10 protein-coding genes and 2 pseudogenes are annotated in these 14,933 nt (G+C 57.3%); 7 read left to right on the top strand and 5 right to left on the bottom strand.

What is annotated here, in order from left to right; translation table 11 throughout:
- Positions 1–75: 75 nt before the first annotated feature.
- Both AIOL_RS00500 and AIOL_RS24150 read left to right on the top strand, forming a co-directional pair.
- Positions 76–1,489 (top strand): annotated as a pseudogene (locus AIOL_RS00500) (IS1182 family transposase); the annotation flags it as partial.
- A gap of 446 nt (positions 1,490–1,935) precedes the next feature.
- Positions 1,936–2,325: an NUDIX hydrolase gene (locus AIOL_RS24150; protein WP_082152349.1), complete on the top strand. Its 390-nt coding sequence runs from the start codon at positions 1,936–1,938 to the stop codon at positions 2,323–2,325.
- 458 nt (positions 2,326–2,783) lie between these two features.
- Here AIOL_RS24150 and AIOL_RS00505 read toward each other — a convergent pair whose 3' ends face one another.
- Positions 2,784–4,550, bottom strand: a complete 1,767-nt coding sequence (locus tag AIOL_RS00505) for a helix-turn-helix domain-containing protein (RefSeq protein WP_049641091.1) — start codon at positions 4,548–4,550, stop codon at positions 2,784–2,786.
- Positions 4,551–4,931: 381 nt separating this feature from the next.
- On the opposite strand from AIOL_RS00505, the gene AIOL_RS00510 reads away from it, so the two are divergent.
- Both AIOL_RS00510 and AIOL_RS24765 read left to right on the top strand, forming a co-directional pair.
- Positions 4,932–6,242, top strand: coding sequence for a hypothetical protein (locus AIOL_RS00510; protein ID WP_049641092.1), 1,311 nt, complete (start codon positions 4,932–4,934; stop codon positions 6,240–6,242).
- 85 nt (positions 6,243–6,327) lie between these two features.
- Complete coding sequence (locus AIOL_RS24765; RefSeq protein WP_152912296.1) at positions 6,328–6,534, top strand: hypothetical protein; 207 nt, start codon at positions 6,328–6,330, stop codon at positions 6,532–6,534.
- A 112-nt stretch (positions 6,535–6,646) separates the two neighbouring features.
- Here AIOL_RS24765 and AIOL_RS00515 read toward each other — a convergent pair whose 3' ends face one another.
- Complete coding sequence (locus AIOL_RS00515; RefSeq protein WP_082152350.1) at positions 6,647–7,612, bottom strand: LysR family transcriptional regulator; 966 nt, start codon at positions 7,610–7,612, stop codon at positions 6,647–6,649.
- On the opposite strand from AIOL_RS00515, the gene AIOL_RS00520 reads away from it, so the two are divergent.
- Both AIOL_RS00520 and AIOL_RS00525 read left to right on the top strand, forming a co-directional pair.
- Positions 7,606–8,832, top strand: a complete 1,227-nt coding sequence (locus tag AIOL_RS00520) for an MFS transporter (RefSeq protein ID WP_152912297.1) — start codon at positions 7,606–7,608, stop codon at positions 8,830–8,832. The two genes, AIOL_RS00515 and AIOL_RS00520, sit on opposite strands and share 7 nt — an antisense overlap.
- Positions 8,833–8,914: 82 nt before the next feature.
- Positions 8,915–9,646: a 3-keto-5-aminohexanoate cleavage protein gene (locus AIOL_RS00525; protein ID WP_049641095.1), complete on the top strand. Its 732-nt coding sequence runs from the start codon at positions 8,915–8,917 to the stop codon at positions 9,644–9,646.
- Between the two features lie 59 nt (positions 9,647–9,705).
- On the opposite strand, the gene AIOL_RS00530 is transcribed toward AIOL_RS00525, so the two are convergent.
- The 3 genes and pseudogenes from AIOL_RS00530 to AIOL_RS00540 all read right to left on the bottom strand — a co-directional run bounded on the left by AIOL_RS00530 (position 9,706) and on the right by AIOL_RS00540 (position 12,963).
- Positions 9,706–9,972, bottom strand: a complete 267-nt coding sequence (locus tag AIOL_RS00530) for a hypothetical protein (protein WP_049641096.1) — start codon at positions 9,970–9,972, stop codon at positions 9,706–9,708.
- A gap of 206 nt (positions 9,973–10,178) precedes the next feature.
- A pseudogene (locus tag AIOL_RS00535) lies at positions 10,179–11,655 on the bottom strand (IS1182 family transposase).
- A 384-nt stretch (positions 11,656–12,039) separates the two neighbouring features.
- On the bottom strand, positions 12,040–12,963 hold the full coding sequence (locus tag AIOL_RS00540) for a LysR family transcriptional regulator (RefSeq protein ID WP_049641097.1): 924 nt from the start codon (positions 12,961–12,963) through the stop codon (positions 12,040–12,042).
- A 175-nt stretch (positions 12,964–13,138) separates the two neighbouring features.
- On the opposite strand from AIOL_RS00540, the gene atzF reads away from it, so the two are divergent.
- Entirely contained in the window at positions 13,139–14,929 is a 1,791-nt protein-coding gene (gene atzF, locus AIOL_RS00545) for an allophanate hydrolase (RefSeq protein WP_049641098.1), read from the top strand.
- Positions 14,930–14,933 lie beyond the last annotated feature (4 nt).

Raw genomic sequence — 14,933 nt, forward strand, 5'->3', positions numbered from 1 at the left:
TCCTAGCAGTCGATGACAACTGCACTTTGGCACGTTCGATGCCGGTGGAGCAGGAGCCATCCACCTCATCCGGTNGATTGGATCGACGAGGACAATCCGGTTCGCGTGATTGATCTCTTTGTGGAGGAGATTGATCTTGGGGAGATCGGTTTCCTGAGAGCCTTGCCGGCGCGGACAGGGCGGCCTGGGTATCATCCATCAGTGCTGCTGAAGCTGTTCATCTACGGCTATCTGAACCGCGTGCCCTCCAGCCGCGCGCTGGAGCGGGAGGCTGTTCGCAATGTCGAGGTGATGTGGCTGACCGGGCGGTTAGCTCCGGACCACAAGACGATCGCCGATTTTCGCCGCGATAACGGCCCCGCCATTCGGCGAACCTGTGCGCAATTCGTCGAGCTCTGTCGCCGGATCGGGGTGCTGAAGGGGGATTGCGTCGCCATTGATGGCTCCAAATTCAAGGCGGTCAATAATCGAGATAAGAATTTCACCAAGGGCAAGGTCGCCAGCCGTACCGCCCATCTGGTCGCGAGCATTCAGCGTTATCTTGATGAAATGGTCCGGATCGACCGTCAGGAAGAGGGTGAGGTCCGGGCCGAGAAGATCGCCAACCTGGCGCAACGCTGCGAGCGCATCCGGCAGGAGATCGAGTGCCTGGTGGACATGGGTGAGGCGCTCAGACAGAGCCCGGACAGTCAGATCTCTCTGACTGATCCGGATTGCCGCTCGATGGCCACCAGCGCCAAAGGCAGCGGTTTTGTTGGCTACAACGCCCAGTCGGCGGTGGATACCGAGACCCATCTGATTGTCACGCATGACGTGATCAATGCCGGGCACGACCGTGAACAACTGTCGACGATGGCCAAGGCGGCGAAGGCCGCTCTCGTGCGCGACGAAATGAGCGCGGTGGCAGACAAGGGCTATTTCAGCGGCCGGGAAATTCTGGTCTGCCACGAGGATGGCATCACCACGACCCTCCCCCGGCCTGAGACCTCGGGCAACCGCAAGAAGGGCAAGTATGTGAAGGCCGACTTTGCCTATGACGCGGATGCGGATATCTACCAATGCCCGGCAGGCGAGACGCTGACATATCGCTACACGACTGAAGAGGGCGGCCTGGTGGTGCAGCGATACTGGACCACCGCCTGTCTGAACTGCCCTGTCAAGGCGCGCTGCACCACGGGCAAGGAGCGCCGGATCACCCCCCTCTCATCGCTGCAAGCAGCGACTGCGGGGCAATGGATGGGAGCACGAACATCTGGTCGACGAGATGCGCGACCGCCTGATCCGCGACCCGGCCCTAATGGGCCTCCGCCGCTCGACCGTCGAGCACCCGTTCGGCACGATCAAGGCCTGGATGGGAGCGACGCATTTCCGGATGCGAACGCTCACGAACGTCCGAACCGAGATGGCATTCCATGTCCTCGCCTATAACATCAAACGGGTGATTTCCCTGATCGGGGTGCGTGGGCTTCTGACCGCCCTTCCGGCCTAAACCCGGGCGTCCGGCTCAAATTACACCGCAGAAAACGCCCTGAGAGCTCGGTTTTGCCTCCCTCCGGCGAAATGCGCCCCAAAATGACCCAGAAACCGGAAAACCCAAAAGAAACCAGTAGAAAACCCTGAAAGCCAAAGTACCAAAAGAGTTTCCACACACCCTCGGCCCACAGCAGCCATCGGTCGGGTCGCGCAGCATTGCACTTGCAGCATCTTGGATCGGTCCAAAGCAGCCACACGATTGGTGCCTCGAATGCTGCGGGCGCAGCCCGCTTTGCGGAAATTGGCTGTTTCCTGCAGCCTTTCGGTCTTGGCAATGACGGGGTTGCGGACTTTGCTGCCGTAGGAGCTTAAAATCTAAAGGTCGGCTTTAGCATCATGGCCGTTGTTGCATTCTGATAGTACCACGTCAGTAATTCTTGGTAAGAAACGGGTGCGAAAGAAATGCGTGACATAGTTAATGGACTGCTTTTGCAGCGAGAGAGCATACTCCTTGCACACCGCTCACCGGCCCGTTCAAGTTATCCAGATACTTGGAGTTTTCCCGGCGGTCATGTCGAAGATGGTGAGACCTTACAAGAAGCCCTCGTGCGTGAACTTGACGAAGAGATCGGGGTTTTGCCTACATCATGGCGGCAGCTAGATAGCTTCACTTACAACAGCGGAAAGGCAAACTTTCATTTCTTCGCTGTCGATCATTGGCAAGGAAAACTGACCAACCTTGGGGATGAACATAGCGAGCTTCGATGGGTAAACCTAGGCGTCGCTCACGAAATGCCAAAACTAACGTTCCCAATCTACACTGACATTTTTGCGGCTCTCTTTCAGAGCTGACGTCGGTGTTACGTGGAATGCCGACATTCAAGCACATTGCAGCATCATGCAGTATGGGCTCTCAGCGGTCATGCGGCGATGCAGTACCAAAACCAAAAAAATCGAATATACTGCCGTCGAGAAGAGCCCTCAGCAGCCATCGGTCGGGTCGCGCAGCATTGCAACTGCAGCATCTTGCATCGGCCCAGAGCGGCCATTGACCGGGGAATTCGATTGCTGCAATCGCAGCCCGCTTAGCGGCCCTTCGCTGCTCCTGCGAAGATCGAAGATGATCGAACTCACAGTGTGCGGACGGAGCTGCCGTTCGCTGCGTTTGCAAACCTTGACCCGACCAACGCCACCCAGGGCGGAGTGCCGTCATTCGCTGCGAGTGCAGAAGTGCATCAGCAATTTGTAAGAAGCGGACATTAGCCATAACTCAGATCGGTGATACCAAGAGAGAGCCAGAACCGTTCAGACTATTCTTCTGAAAGCTCATCCTTTAGTTTTGCGATGTTTGCTTCGCAAGAAGTGACGCCTTCACTGAAGCCAACCTCTCGATAAGCTGTTAAGCCGTTTTCGAAGAACTCAATGGCATGCTGAATGTCGGATTGGGCGACCTCCGGCTCTGCAATCCTAGAGTGGTTCCCGAAGATACTCCCTAACCTGCACTGAATGTACCCCCATCTTTGCACATCACGTTCCTTGGTAATCCATTCAGAGGCCTTTTCAAACGAAGCCACCGCATGCATGAAATTGACCTCTTTCTGAACGTCATTTTCTGCATGTAGGCCATGTTCGAACAAAACATCGCCAAGACACCTGTGCGCCTCCGCAAACTGATCGGGAAATGCGGTTTCAGAATAGGCTTGGGTGGCATTCTGAAAGCAGGAGATAGCTCTTAGCCGCGCCAAGAGATACACTTCTTCATTATCTTCTTTTGAGCGAGCTAGGCGAAGAACAACATTCCCGAGGTTAAAATTTCCCCCTCCCCATACTTCGATATCACCAAATCTCTCGCTGATCTGTATTGCTTCCCAGAAGGCATTGCGCGCCTCCTCCAGCGCATCTAAATCCAGCGTTTCGCCAAACTCTTCCGCTCGCAACAAAGAAGACCCAAGACCATTATATACATGGCAAAGCAGTTCCCTGTGCTCATTCAATGCCAACAAACTGTCTCGAACGTTCCTGTAGAGGTCGATCACTTGCTCGATCGTTTCGGGGTCTCCTTCGATCCTTCCTCGATCGGACAAACTGTTAGCCAGAGAAATCTGCGCTGAGATCTTCTCGTATGCAAATTCCGTTCCCTCTAGGTGCTTAACAGCTTTCCTTGCGAACCCCTCTGCATCTCGAAGCAACGATGCCCTTTCCTCTGCTCTCAACGCTGCAGCCCTGTTCCTCTGAACAAGACTGATCCTGTAGCATATTCCGGCAACAACATCGGGACACTCCGCGGGATCAGAGATTTCTAAGGCATCCTTGAGAAGGCGTTCTGCCACCCCAAAATCGACATCGTACGAGCGACGAGCAGCTTCGTAAATCCGCTTACCTAGGTTTTGGAGAAGTTCTACCGTCACCTTCTTGTCAAATGACAAGAAGAACATGGCAGCTTTGCGGTAGTGAGAATAACTAGCCTCGAAGTCCCCTGCCATTAATTTAGCGTCGCCCCGTAACGCCCTGATCTCTGCCTGCTTGTCGACCTCCGCCATCGTCTTTTCTTGCTGATGTAACTCCTCTGCTTTCTCCAGGATTTCGTCCACATCAGCATACTCACCAGCTTGCAACGCGGTAACTGCTGTACCCCGCAGTCCTTTGATCTCTGATGAAACAGCCTCCATGTTGGAAATCTTGTCTCGTAGTCGAACAAACTCTGTCGCTTTCTCAACAAGGTATGAGTTGAGTTCCTCAAGGGAGGCCTCGGGATTGTCGTGATCGAATTTTTGCGCCAGCTTTCTGATCAGGCCGGACGCTTCCTTGAAGGCAAGGTCAAGTTCTGGGTTTGGTTGATAGCCGCCGTCCTTTGCGCACTCATCCAACTCCTCGTCCGTAATCTTCAAGTAAACGATAAGCGGATCGATGGTCTTCAAATGCGGGTTGGACACCAGCCCATTTTCAAGCTCGCTGATTCTGCGCACCTTGCCCGATGATCCAAATGCATCTTCTGCAAGCTGCGTCTGTGTAAGACCCAAGACGCGTCTCTTTCTGAGGATCAACGCCCCCAGAGCTTTTCCAAAACTATTGCTCATTCCGCATATTTTCCGCAAGTCACCCGCATGCAAACCGCAAATCTACAATGCAATCATTTCCTATCTTTGGACTGCGCATGTAACCAGTCGTTCGAACGACGATCAACCTCGAAGGAAGATTGTCATATGAAACTCAGCAGCACCTTTGCACTCCTTACAGCGGGAGCGTCTCTCGCGGTAGCATTTGATCTAGACGCAACCCAAATCATCGCGACCTTGAACGCGATAAGCGTTTGGGTAGCCGCCAAAGAGTAGACGTTAGGCGAGTATTCCCCACGGAGCATAAGTGAAAAATCTCACAAAGTGCACCGTGGCCGGTCCGCAATCAAGGGTTGACTACTTATGCATCTAGGATCACGCTTTTCTGAAAGTGAGAACAGCATGATTTTAAAAGAAATTCGCATCAGCGACCTGCTAGTAAATAGAGCCAACGACCGACATGGAGAGCTGGAAAACGAGACAGCGGCTATCTCATGGCTATTCAATACTCGTGAGACGCATATGAAGAACCTTGCCAAGGACATCGTCGCCGAAAGCAAGATTTTCGAACCACCGCTTGTGGCGCCAGAGAACGGCAAATTCGTGGTCTTTGACGGAAACAGGCGCGTAACCTGTTTAAAGGTGCTTGAAAAACCAGTCCGTGCTCCAACGCTGGAACTTCAACAGTACTTCACCAAGTTGCGTGATGGGTGGTCTGGCCCATTTCCCAACAAAATTCTCTGTCAGGTCGAAGAGGACCGAGACCACATAGACAATATCTTGTATCGTAGACACACAGGTACTTTGAACGGCGTCGGGCAGTCGAATTGGGACGACCGGATGAAAGACAACTTCGTTGCTAGGTCGGGCAAGATCGTGGGGTTCAACGTAGCTGACGAAATTGAAAGCAGGCTACGCGAAGCGGGCTTACTCCCTGAAAAAAAGATACCTCGCTCGAACCTGAACAGATTTCTTTCTGCGGAAATCATTCGAAACCGGATTGGGTTTAGCGTTAAGAAAAAAACCTTCAGTTACACACACAAGCCTGAAGTCGTTCTTGGAACATTCCAGAGGCTGGCATACGACTTTTCCAATGGGCGTATAGTTCTTGGTGATATCTGGGATAACGAAGGCAAACTGGCATATGTCGAAAGGCTTGAGGCAGAAGGCGTCCTACCCAGTGACACGGACTTGCTGAGCGAAAAAGGCGACCCCGACAAACCACGGCCACCTTCTCCAAAACCCAAGCCCAAGCCTAAACCGAAGCCTACCCCCACGAAGCGAACGACACTCATTCCACAGAAGGACTTTGGGATTCTTTGGACCGGAAAGCAGCAAAGGCATCACGCCATCTGGGAGGAACTGCAGTTTCATCTCAACATCGAACAGCATCCCAACGCAATTTCCGTGCTTTTCCGCGTCCTGCTTGAGCTTGCTATCGAGCACTATGCTGAAACACACGGAGTTTCTCTTCACCAGAACGACAAGCTAGCGAAACGAGTTGAGAAAGTCGGGAGTGAGCTTTTCTCCCATGGAAAAATCGACGAGAAGCAACATTCGGCGACCAAGAAGTTCTCTCAACTAGATCAGTTGGTGTCGGCAGACACTCTGAATCGATATGTCCATTCCCCCAACTTTGCTCCCTCTGCAAAGCACCTAGAGGCACTATGGGACACAATGGCAGATTTCATTGTCGCGTGCCTAAAGGGTTGATGTTCGAAAACGCCGCGAATGTCGGCACTGCGGGCTGCAACCGCAGCATCTCGACCAACTGGCCAAAGGCAGCTTTGGGCCGTCCATGACGGTGCCGTTCCTGACTTGGGGTTGTGTTGTGTTCCTCAAACATGCTGCAAACGATCTAATGGCGGGAGAGAGCCCATCTTTGCCGGATGCTGCTTTTTGCACCAATGTCCGCTTCTTGGGCACCAGCCAAAAACTTGACAAATCCAAAGGGAGTTTTGCCAAGGGTTTGTGGCACAAGATTTTTCAACCATTCCAGCTTTAGAAAAGCCTGTGACAAAAATGACCGTTTTTGCGGCGATTACCTTCCGAGAAGGAGGCGTGACCCATGAGACACGCTCGACACGTTCCGCCGCAGAGTTTCAAGGGCCTGCAGTCTAACCAAACACCCGTTCGATCTCAGCAGCTGTACTAACGATGGCTCGGCTTGCCTTTTCATCCGCGACCAACCCGAGATGCGACAGCGGAAGCGGCGGCAGGCCTTCCTGGATGATCTCTATCTGCGCGTCCCCAGTCGCAACCGACATAGGAACAGGAGCGATGGCCATGCCGACCCGCACGGCCGTAAGCTGCCCATTCATAGCCCGGCTCGTGCAGCGAATATCGTAAGGACGCCCGGCCTCATCTAGCGCCGTTAGAGCCGCGGCACGCCAACGACAACCTTCCTCCGATAGGGCGAGCGAGACCATACCCTCCGCATTGCGCCAACCCGCGCGACCGACCCACACCAACGGCTCGGGTTGCAACGCAACAACATCAGGCGGAAGTTCAAAGCCCCCGTCCGAAAGGATCGCGAGGTCGAGCGCTTTCGCGGCGATCCGATCCCGTAGGTCGGAGGAATCGGCGACTGTCAGTTCGATCCGCAGCCCGGGATGGGTTGCAGTGCAGCGACGGAGCAGTTCAGGCATTCGAGCAAGCCCGACATCGTCGGTGATGCCCAACCGCACCCGGCCGCTCACCAGTTCGCGCCCGAACCGCTCGCCCATCTCGCCAGCAAGCGCCAGAAAGCGGCGCGCGAAGCCGGTGATGGCCTCGCCCTCGATGTTCGGCGTGAGCCCCGAATTCGAACGCACGAACAGCACTCGCCCCAACTGCTCCTCGACGCGGCGCACGTGCTTTGACACGGCAGATGGAGTGAGCCCGACTGCCTCAGACGCCGCTCGGACTGATCCCAATTCGGAGACTGCGAGGACAACCCGCATGGCGTCCGATCGCAGGACGTTACGCACGGCAGGTGATCCATGGTGGTGTCCATTTGGTTTACACTGTAGAGACAAGTTTTCCATATCGGACATGGTGGCGAGATTATATGATTTTGGCAAGTCAGGAGAATCCTTTGCCATTCACATCCAATCGCAACACCGCTGAGGGCGTGCCCAGGGGTCGTCCCGCATGGTTGCCCGCTCCGCTGAAGCGGATCGCCATCCTGCAAGCGTGCATGAACGCGGCGCACTTTGCGGCCATGCCCATGCTTGCGGTGCTCGTTGCCGGGATACCAGGTGCCGGAGCGAAATTGGCGGGCACCGCGTTGGTCATTTACTTTGTGCTGTCACGGACCGGACCGCTAGTGCTGGCCCCACTGGCGGAACGGTTCGGGCTTTGGAACACGGTCACGGTCGGCCTATGCCTGCGCGGTGCGTCGTTTCTCTTCCTTTCCTTCCTCGCCTGGACGACTGCGGCTGCGAGTGGTGCGATCCCGGCCGCAGCACTTCTCGGCCTAGGGCAAGCGGCCCATGAGGCGGGGATTTACGGCGTCATGGGTCGGCAAGCCGCCCAATGGCGCGACCGGTTGCTCGTACTCAACGGTCAGGCCCTCAACGTCGGCTGCGTCGTGGGTCCACTCGCTGGGATGGGGCTGGCGTTGTGGTCTCCAGCGGTCGCGTTCGCCGGAGGCGGCATTGCGCTGCTGGTGCTCGGCATCTGGAGCGCGACCGAGCGGTCCGAGCTGCTGCGTGTTCGCGCGTCTACCGGTCGTGGCTTCGGCCTTTCGCGAGTGCTGACGGATCGCCTCTTTCTTCTTCTTTGTGTTGCGCTCGTGCCGTTCTGGGCGGTGTTCGCACAGCTCTTCGCAGCCTTCCCAATGCTCGCGGCTGAGCTTGGCGGATCGGCAGCTTGGGCAAATAGCATCCTGATCGTGAACGGCCTCGTCGGGGTCGTCGCGCTTGCTCTGGTCGCTCGCTGGATCGAGTGTGGATTGGTTGTGTCCATGCTGTTCGCCGGGCTTGCCGTCGCCTTTGCGACAGTCGCAGGCACCACTTTTGTTCAGACCCTTCTCGCACTCTTGGCACTCGTCGTTCTGTTTTCGGTCGGAGAATCCTTCGTCATGGCCGCAAGCGATATCCTGACCGGGCGGCACGCTGACGGACGCTCGACGGCGCTCTACTTCGGTTGCTTGAATGCAAGCGCCGGGATCGGTGCCGCTATCGGTGGGTATGTGGGGGCATGGGACGCAAGCGGATCGAAGGGAGGCCTGCTCGTGCTTGCGGCGTGCGGCGCACTCTCGGTCGTACCTATGGCCATCTACGCGACGGACCTCAAAAGATTGCGGGGTATGTCAACATGATCACTTCTCTGTTCCCCTTGTCGGTCCGCGACCGCATGCAGACGCCGTTTTGTTGGGCGTCGTCACGTCGGGAGGACCGGCAATGATTGTGCAAGGATGCCTGAACGGGGCGAGGTCGAACGACTATCATACAGCATTGCCGATCACGGCCGAACAGATCGCAGCGGATGGCGCGCGCTGCGTGGCGGTCGGCGCGGCAGAGCTTCACGTCCACCCGCGTGGCCCAAATGGCCTCGAAAGTCTCGAAGCAGTTGATAACACGGTGCGAGCCTTGCGGCGCAAGTGCCCAGGAACGCTGATCGGCGTCTCCACCGGGGCGTGGATCGAGGGCTGTGTGACGCGCACGCGGGACTGCATCCTCGCGTGGCGGGAGCGACCCGATCACGCCTCGGTCAACCTCTCAGAACCCGCTGCTCCAGCGGTGATGGCTCTACTCGATCGCATCGGGGTTGGCATCGAAGCGGGGCTTGCAACCGTTGCAGATGCCGAGCGGTTTGTATCGCTTGCCGAACGATCTCGAGTTCTCCGCATACTCATCGAAATCGAGGAGACGAACATCGCCGCAGGGGATAAGATCGTCAATGGTATCTGCCAAGTTCTGGCCCAGTCCGGAGTGCGCCGACCCATTCTGTTGCACGGCTTCAACGACACTGTTTGGCACTTTGCCGCGCAAGCCGGGATGAGGTGTTGGTCCACCCGTGTCGGCCTGGAAGATTGTGACCGTAGGCGAGATGGACGCCGCACAACCGACAACGCAGCGCTCGTTCGTGATGCAGTGGACCTGTATGCCAATCCCCTTCCCGCGAAGGTTTAGCGGATCAAGGAAAGGGGAGCGGAACGTTGCGCCGGGTAACACCCAATGAGCACTGTGTTTCACAAACCAGCGGTTGCGCGCTGCTGGAACTGGTCAAAAGCCGCCCAATACCGTGCCACCCCTATCGGAAGTTTCTGGCCGCGCAAAATCTCTGACCCTGCGAGGCGCAGGAAAAGCGGACAGAATCCACCGTTTTTGACCCGTTCCGATTTCAGATAGCGGCCATTGGCGCAGCCGCCGCGAAATGGTGCTTTGTCCGCGACCCGGTCATTACCAAATTCGATGTGCTGCAGATGAGCGCCAATGTCCGCAATGCGGGCTGCCACTGCAGCATCAGAACGCCATGATCAATGTCGGCTGTGGGCCGAGGGTGTGTGGAAACTCTTTTGGTACTTTGGCTTTCAGGGTTTTCTACTGGTTTCTTTTGGGTTTTCCGGTTTCTGGGTCATTTTGGGGCGCATTTCGCCGGAGGGAGGCAAAACCGAGCTCTCAGGGCGTTTTCTGCGGTGTAATTTGAGCCGGACGCCCGGGTTTAGGCCGGAAGGGCGGTCAGAAGCCCACGCACCCCGATCAGGGAAATCACCCGTTTGATGTTATAGGCGAGGACATGGAATGCCATCTCGGTTCGGACGTTCGTGAGCGTTCGCATCCGGAAATGCGTCGCTCCCATCCAGGCCTTGATCGTGCCGAACGGGTGCTCGACGGTCGAGCGGCGGAGGCCCATTAGGGCCGGGTCGCGGATCAGGCGGTCGCGCATCTCGTCGACCAGATGTTCGTGCTCCCATCCATTGCCCCGCAGTCGCTGCTTGCAGCGATGAGAGGGGGGTGATCCGGCGCTCCTTGCCCGTGGTGCAGCGCGCCTTGACAGGGCAGTTCAGACAGGCGGTGGTCCAGTATCGCTGCACCACCAGGCCGCCCTCTTCAGTCGTGTAGCGATATGTCAGCGTCTCGCCTGCCGGGCATTGGTAGATATCCGCATCCGCGTCATAGGCAAAGTCGGCCTTCACATACTTGCCCTTCTTGCGGTTGCCCGAGGTCTCAGGCCGGGGGAGGGTCGTGGTGATGCCATCCTCGTGGCAGACCAGAATTTCCCGGCCGCTGAAATAGCCCTTGTCTGCCACCGCGCTCATTTCGTCGCGCACGAGAGCGGCCTTCGCCGCCTTGGCCATCGTCGACAGTTGTTCACGGTCGTGCCCGGCATTGATCACGTCATGCGTGACAATCAGATGGGTCTCGGTATCCACCGCCGACTGGGCGTTGTAGCCAACAAAACCGCTGCCTTTGGCGCTGGTGGCCATCGAGCGGCAATCCGGATCAGTCAGAGAGATCTGACTGTCCGGGCTCTGTCTGAGCGCCTCACCCATGTCCACCAGGCACTCGATCTCCTGCCGGATGCGCTCGCAGCGTTGCGCCAGGTTGGCGATCTTCTCGGCCCGGACCTCACCCTCTTCCTGACGGTCGATCCGGACCATTTCATCAAGATAACGCTGAATGCTCGCGACCAGATGGGCGGTACGGCTGGCGACCTTGCCCTTGGTGAAATTCTTATCTCGATTATTGACCGCCTTGAATTTGGAGCCATCAATGGCGACGCAATCCCCCTTCAGCACCCCGATCCGGCGACAGAGCTCGACGAATTGCGCACAGGTTCGCCGAATGGCGGGGCCGTTATCGCGGCGAAAATCGGCGATCGTCTTGTGGTCCGGAGCTAACCGCCCGGTCAGCCACATCACCTCGACATTGCGAACAGCCTCCCGCTCCAGCGCGCGGCTGGAGGGCACGCGGTTCAGATAGCCGTAGATGAACAGCTTCAGCAGCACTGATGGATGATACCCAGGCCGCCCTGTCCGCGCCGGCAAGGCTCTCAGGAAACCGATCTCCCCAAGATCAATCTCCTCCACAAAGAGATCAATCACGCGAACCGGATTGTCCTCGTCGATCCAATCCTCGAGCCGGTCTGGAAAAAGCGTAACCTGACCCCGCTCCGCACCCTCGATATATCCCGACATGCCTGCCTCCAGCCTTTGCCAAAATATACATCATCTGGAGTTTCCACACACCCTCGGCTCTATCCTGCCGTTCTCCGCATCACAGCAAAGCTGCCAGTCTGTCTAAGGAGCTTGGTCACAAACGGCCCAAAGCAGCCATACGATTGGTGCCTCGAATGCTGCGGGCGCAGCCCGCATTGCGGACATTGGCTGTTTCCTGCAGCCTTTCGGTCTTGGCAATGACGGGGTTGCGGACCAAGTTGACGTTCAACATTTAAAGTTCAACGTCCGCTTTTCCGAGGCAGTGTCTTCAAGACCCACGCAGTTTTGAAACCAATGCCTCAGAAAATGCCGCCTCCAGTGGTTCCGACTTTCACACATCGAGCCAAGAGCAGCTTATGATGCCTAGGTCTGATCCACCCGATGCCGGGACTGACCGCTTAGCTCGTGCATCGCATGGACCAGCTGCTGCACGAATCGTGCCGAAGCCACAGGCAGGGTCCTGCCGCGCATTTGCCCCAGAAGCAGCTTGCCCGGCGCAACATCTTTGGTTGCAACCGGGCGCGTGACGAGCCCCGCCCTGTCTGCGATGCCAATGGGGAACTGAAAGCTGACCGCCCCTTCCCAAAGCACGTAATTGCTCATGAAATCAAAGGATTCGGAAACCAGGACTGGTTCGACGTCTATGTAAGGCAGTTGCTTCAGCGCTTCGTCCAGCAGGACGCGCACTGCAAATTGCGGCGGCGGCATCACAAGCACCTGCCCGGAAAGGTCGCGCAGTCGGATGACATCGTGCCGTGCCAGTGGATGATCGGGCCGCATGACCGCGTGAATCGGCTGCGAGATGGCGGCAATGACTTCGAAATCGGCCATATGTTTGGGCTCGAACACCAGCGCGATATCACTGGCGAAACTGGCAAGCTCCTGTTCGGCGGCCAGCCGGTCGCGGGTGTTGACAGAAAAGGTCACGCCGGGGTGCAGCTCGCGGTAGCGCGAGATTTGTTTCGGCAGAAAAGCGGGCATCAGGGCCTGCGAGCAGGCGATAGAGACATGGCCGCGTCGCACCCCCGAGAGATCCGCCACCTGCGACCGCACCCGCGCCAGATCGGATTTCTGGCGGCGAATATGTTCCAGCAGCAGCTCTCCGGCGGGGTTGAGGCGCATACCGGCAGGCAGACGTTCGAAAATCTCATAGCCGAAGTCGCGTTCGAATCGGTTGATACGGCGGTTGAGTGCAGAGGCGGTGATATTCATATCCTCAGCCGCCTTGCGGATCGATCCGGCTCGCACAACGGCCTCTACGAAATCGAAGTCTATGAACTGACGCATCTTGGTTCCTTTGTATCAGCAAAGCTGGGTGTCAGTTTTGCCGGTTTGCTCAGGTATCGACATGGCTCGTGTTGTAACGGGTGGTGCAGAAAATTCACCGCATATCTGAAATCTTAGCATTTGCAGAACCGGGCAGAAAGAACGCAAAAGGACATCGAAGACGAGGAGTTCCCTGATGGTTGACCTAACGCTCACAAGCCTGCGCGCCGCATATGCCGGTGGATTGAGCCCGACTGAGGTCGTGGATCAGGTCTATCAGCGCATTGCCGAGGTCGATGATCCCAATATCTTCCTTTGCCTGTTTGATCAGGACGATCTGCGGGCCGAGGCGAAAGCCCTAGGGGCTTACGATGCTGCCAAGCCATTGTGGGGTGTACCCTTTGCAATCAAGGATAACATCGATGCAGCGGGCAAGGTCACGACGGCCGCCTGCCCGGCCTTTGCCTTTGAAGCGGACGAGGATGCCTTTGTGGTCGCGCAACTACGCGCAGCTGGGGCGCTGTTGATTGGCAAGACCAATCTGGATCAATTCGCGACCGGTCTGGTCGGGATACGCACGCCCTATGGTGCCCCCAAGAATGCGGTGGACCCAGAGATCGTTCCCGGCGGATCCTCTGGCGGCTCCGGGGTGTCCGTGGCGCATGGTATCGTCAGCTTCGCGCTGGGGACCGATACGGCCGGATCAGGCCGCGTGCCTGCGGCGCTTAATAATATTGTCGGATTGAAGCCCACGCTGGGCAGCCTGTCCGCAACAGGTCTGGTGCCCGCCTGCCGCACGCTCGACACTATTTCGATTTTCGCGCTGACCGTCGAAGATGCCTATACGGCCTTTGCCGCCGCCGCGGCCTATGACGAGGCCGATAGCTACTCCAAAGACATTAGCACGCCAGCGCTTACGCAGGTCAACGCCCCGCTGATCGGTGTGCCGACACCGGACTCCCGCCGGTTCTTCGGCGATGATGTGCAGGCACAGTCCTTTGAAGCCACCTTGGATCTGCTGCGCGCCGAGGGTGCTGTGATCCGCGAGGTGGATTTCACACCACTCTATGATGTGGCTGACATGCTATATGAGGGCGCCTGGGTGGCGGAACGCTATGCGGCCATCGAGGATCTGATGGTCAATCATCCGCAGGACCTGCATCCCGTGACGCGCCAGATCATTGGTGCGGCAGAGAAGCTGTCGGCTGCGGATGCTTTTAAGGGTATCTATCGGCTGAGCGACCTGATCCGGCAGGCGGAGCCGTCGCTGGCGGGGCTGGACATGCTTTGTGTGCCGACGATTCCGACTTTTTATTCGGTAGCCGACCTTGAGGTGGATCCGGTTGGCCCGAATTCGCGTTTTGGCACCTATACGAATTTCGTGAACCTGATGGATATGTGTGGCATCGCGGTGCCGACACCGGCGCGCAGCGATGGACGGCCCGGCTCGATCACCCTTTTGGCCAAAGCGGGCGAGGACGCAAAAATTGCGGCCTATGCCAGCAAGATCGAAGCTGCAGGTGATCGCAGCCTTGGAGCCACAGGCTGGGCGCGTCCAAAGACCAAGCTGCCGAAAGCCGCTCCGCAAGAAGACATGATCGAGGTCGCGGTCTGTGGCGCCCATATGTCTGGCCTGCCGCTGAACGGCGACCTCACAACCCGCGGCGCAGAGTTTGTGCGCAAGGACGCAACTTCTTCGGACTATGCCTTTTATGCGCTTGAAGGCGGCGGCGTTGCACGTCCCGGATTGCTGCGCGTAGAGGCCGGTCAGGGCGCACAGGTGGCGCTGGAGATCTGGCGCATGCCGAGTTCGCAGTTTGGGAGCTTCATCGCTACGATCCCGCAACCGTTGGGCATTGGCACCCTCAACCTGGCCGATGGGGCGCAGGTACAGGGTTTCCTTTGCGAGGCGACGGCAACCAAAGGCGCGCGTGATATCTCTGAACTGGGGGATTGGCGGCGCTATCTCGAGGCGGAGCGATCCTGAGCGG

The sequence above is a fragment of the Candidatus Rhodobacter oscarellae genome (assembly GCF_001078595.1).
Taxonomy (GTDB): domain Bacteria; phylum Pseudomonadota; class Alphaproteobacteria; order Rhodobacterales; family Rhodobacteraceae; genus Rhodobacter_B; species Rhodobacter_B oscarellae.

What these genes read in the sequence shown, in the direction of transcription:
- AIOL_RS00510 (WP_049641092.1), top strand. Translation starts at nt 4,932, where the DNA reads ATGATTTTAAAAGAAATTCGCATCAGCGACCTGCTAGTAAATAGAGCC.
- AIOL_RS00540 (WP_049641097.1), bottom strand. Translation starts at nt 12,963, where the DNA reads ATGCGTCAGTTCATAGACTTCGATTTCGTAGAGGCCGTTGTGCGAGCC.
- AIOL_RS24765 (WP_152912296.1), top strand. Translation starts at nt 6,328, where the DNA reads ATGACGGTGCCGTTCCTGACTTGGGGTTGTGTTGTGTTCCTCAAACAT.
- AIOL_RS00515 (WP_082152350.1), bottom strand. Translation starts at nt 7,612, where the DNA reads ATGGCAAAGGATTCTCCTGACTTGCCAAAATCATATAATCTCGCCACC.
- AIOL_RS24150 (WP_082152349.1), top strand. Translation starts at nt 1,936, where the DNA reads ATGCGTGACATAGTTAATGGACTGCTTTTGCAGCGAGAGAGCATACTC.
- AIOL_RS00505 (WP_049641091.1), bottom strand. Translation starts at nt 4,550, where the DNA reads ATGAGCAATAGTTTTGGAAAAGCTCTGGGGGCGTTGATCCTCAGAAAG.
- AIOL_RS00525 (WP_049641095.1), top strand. Translation starts at nt 8,915, where the DNA reads ATGATTGTGCAAGGATGCCTGAACGGGGCGAGGTCGAACGACTATCAT.
- atzF (WP_049641098.1), top strand. Translation starts at nt 13,139, where the DNA reads ATGGTTGACCTAACGCTCACAAGCCTGCGCGCCGCATATGCCGGTGGA.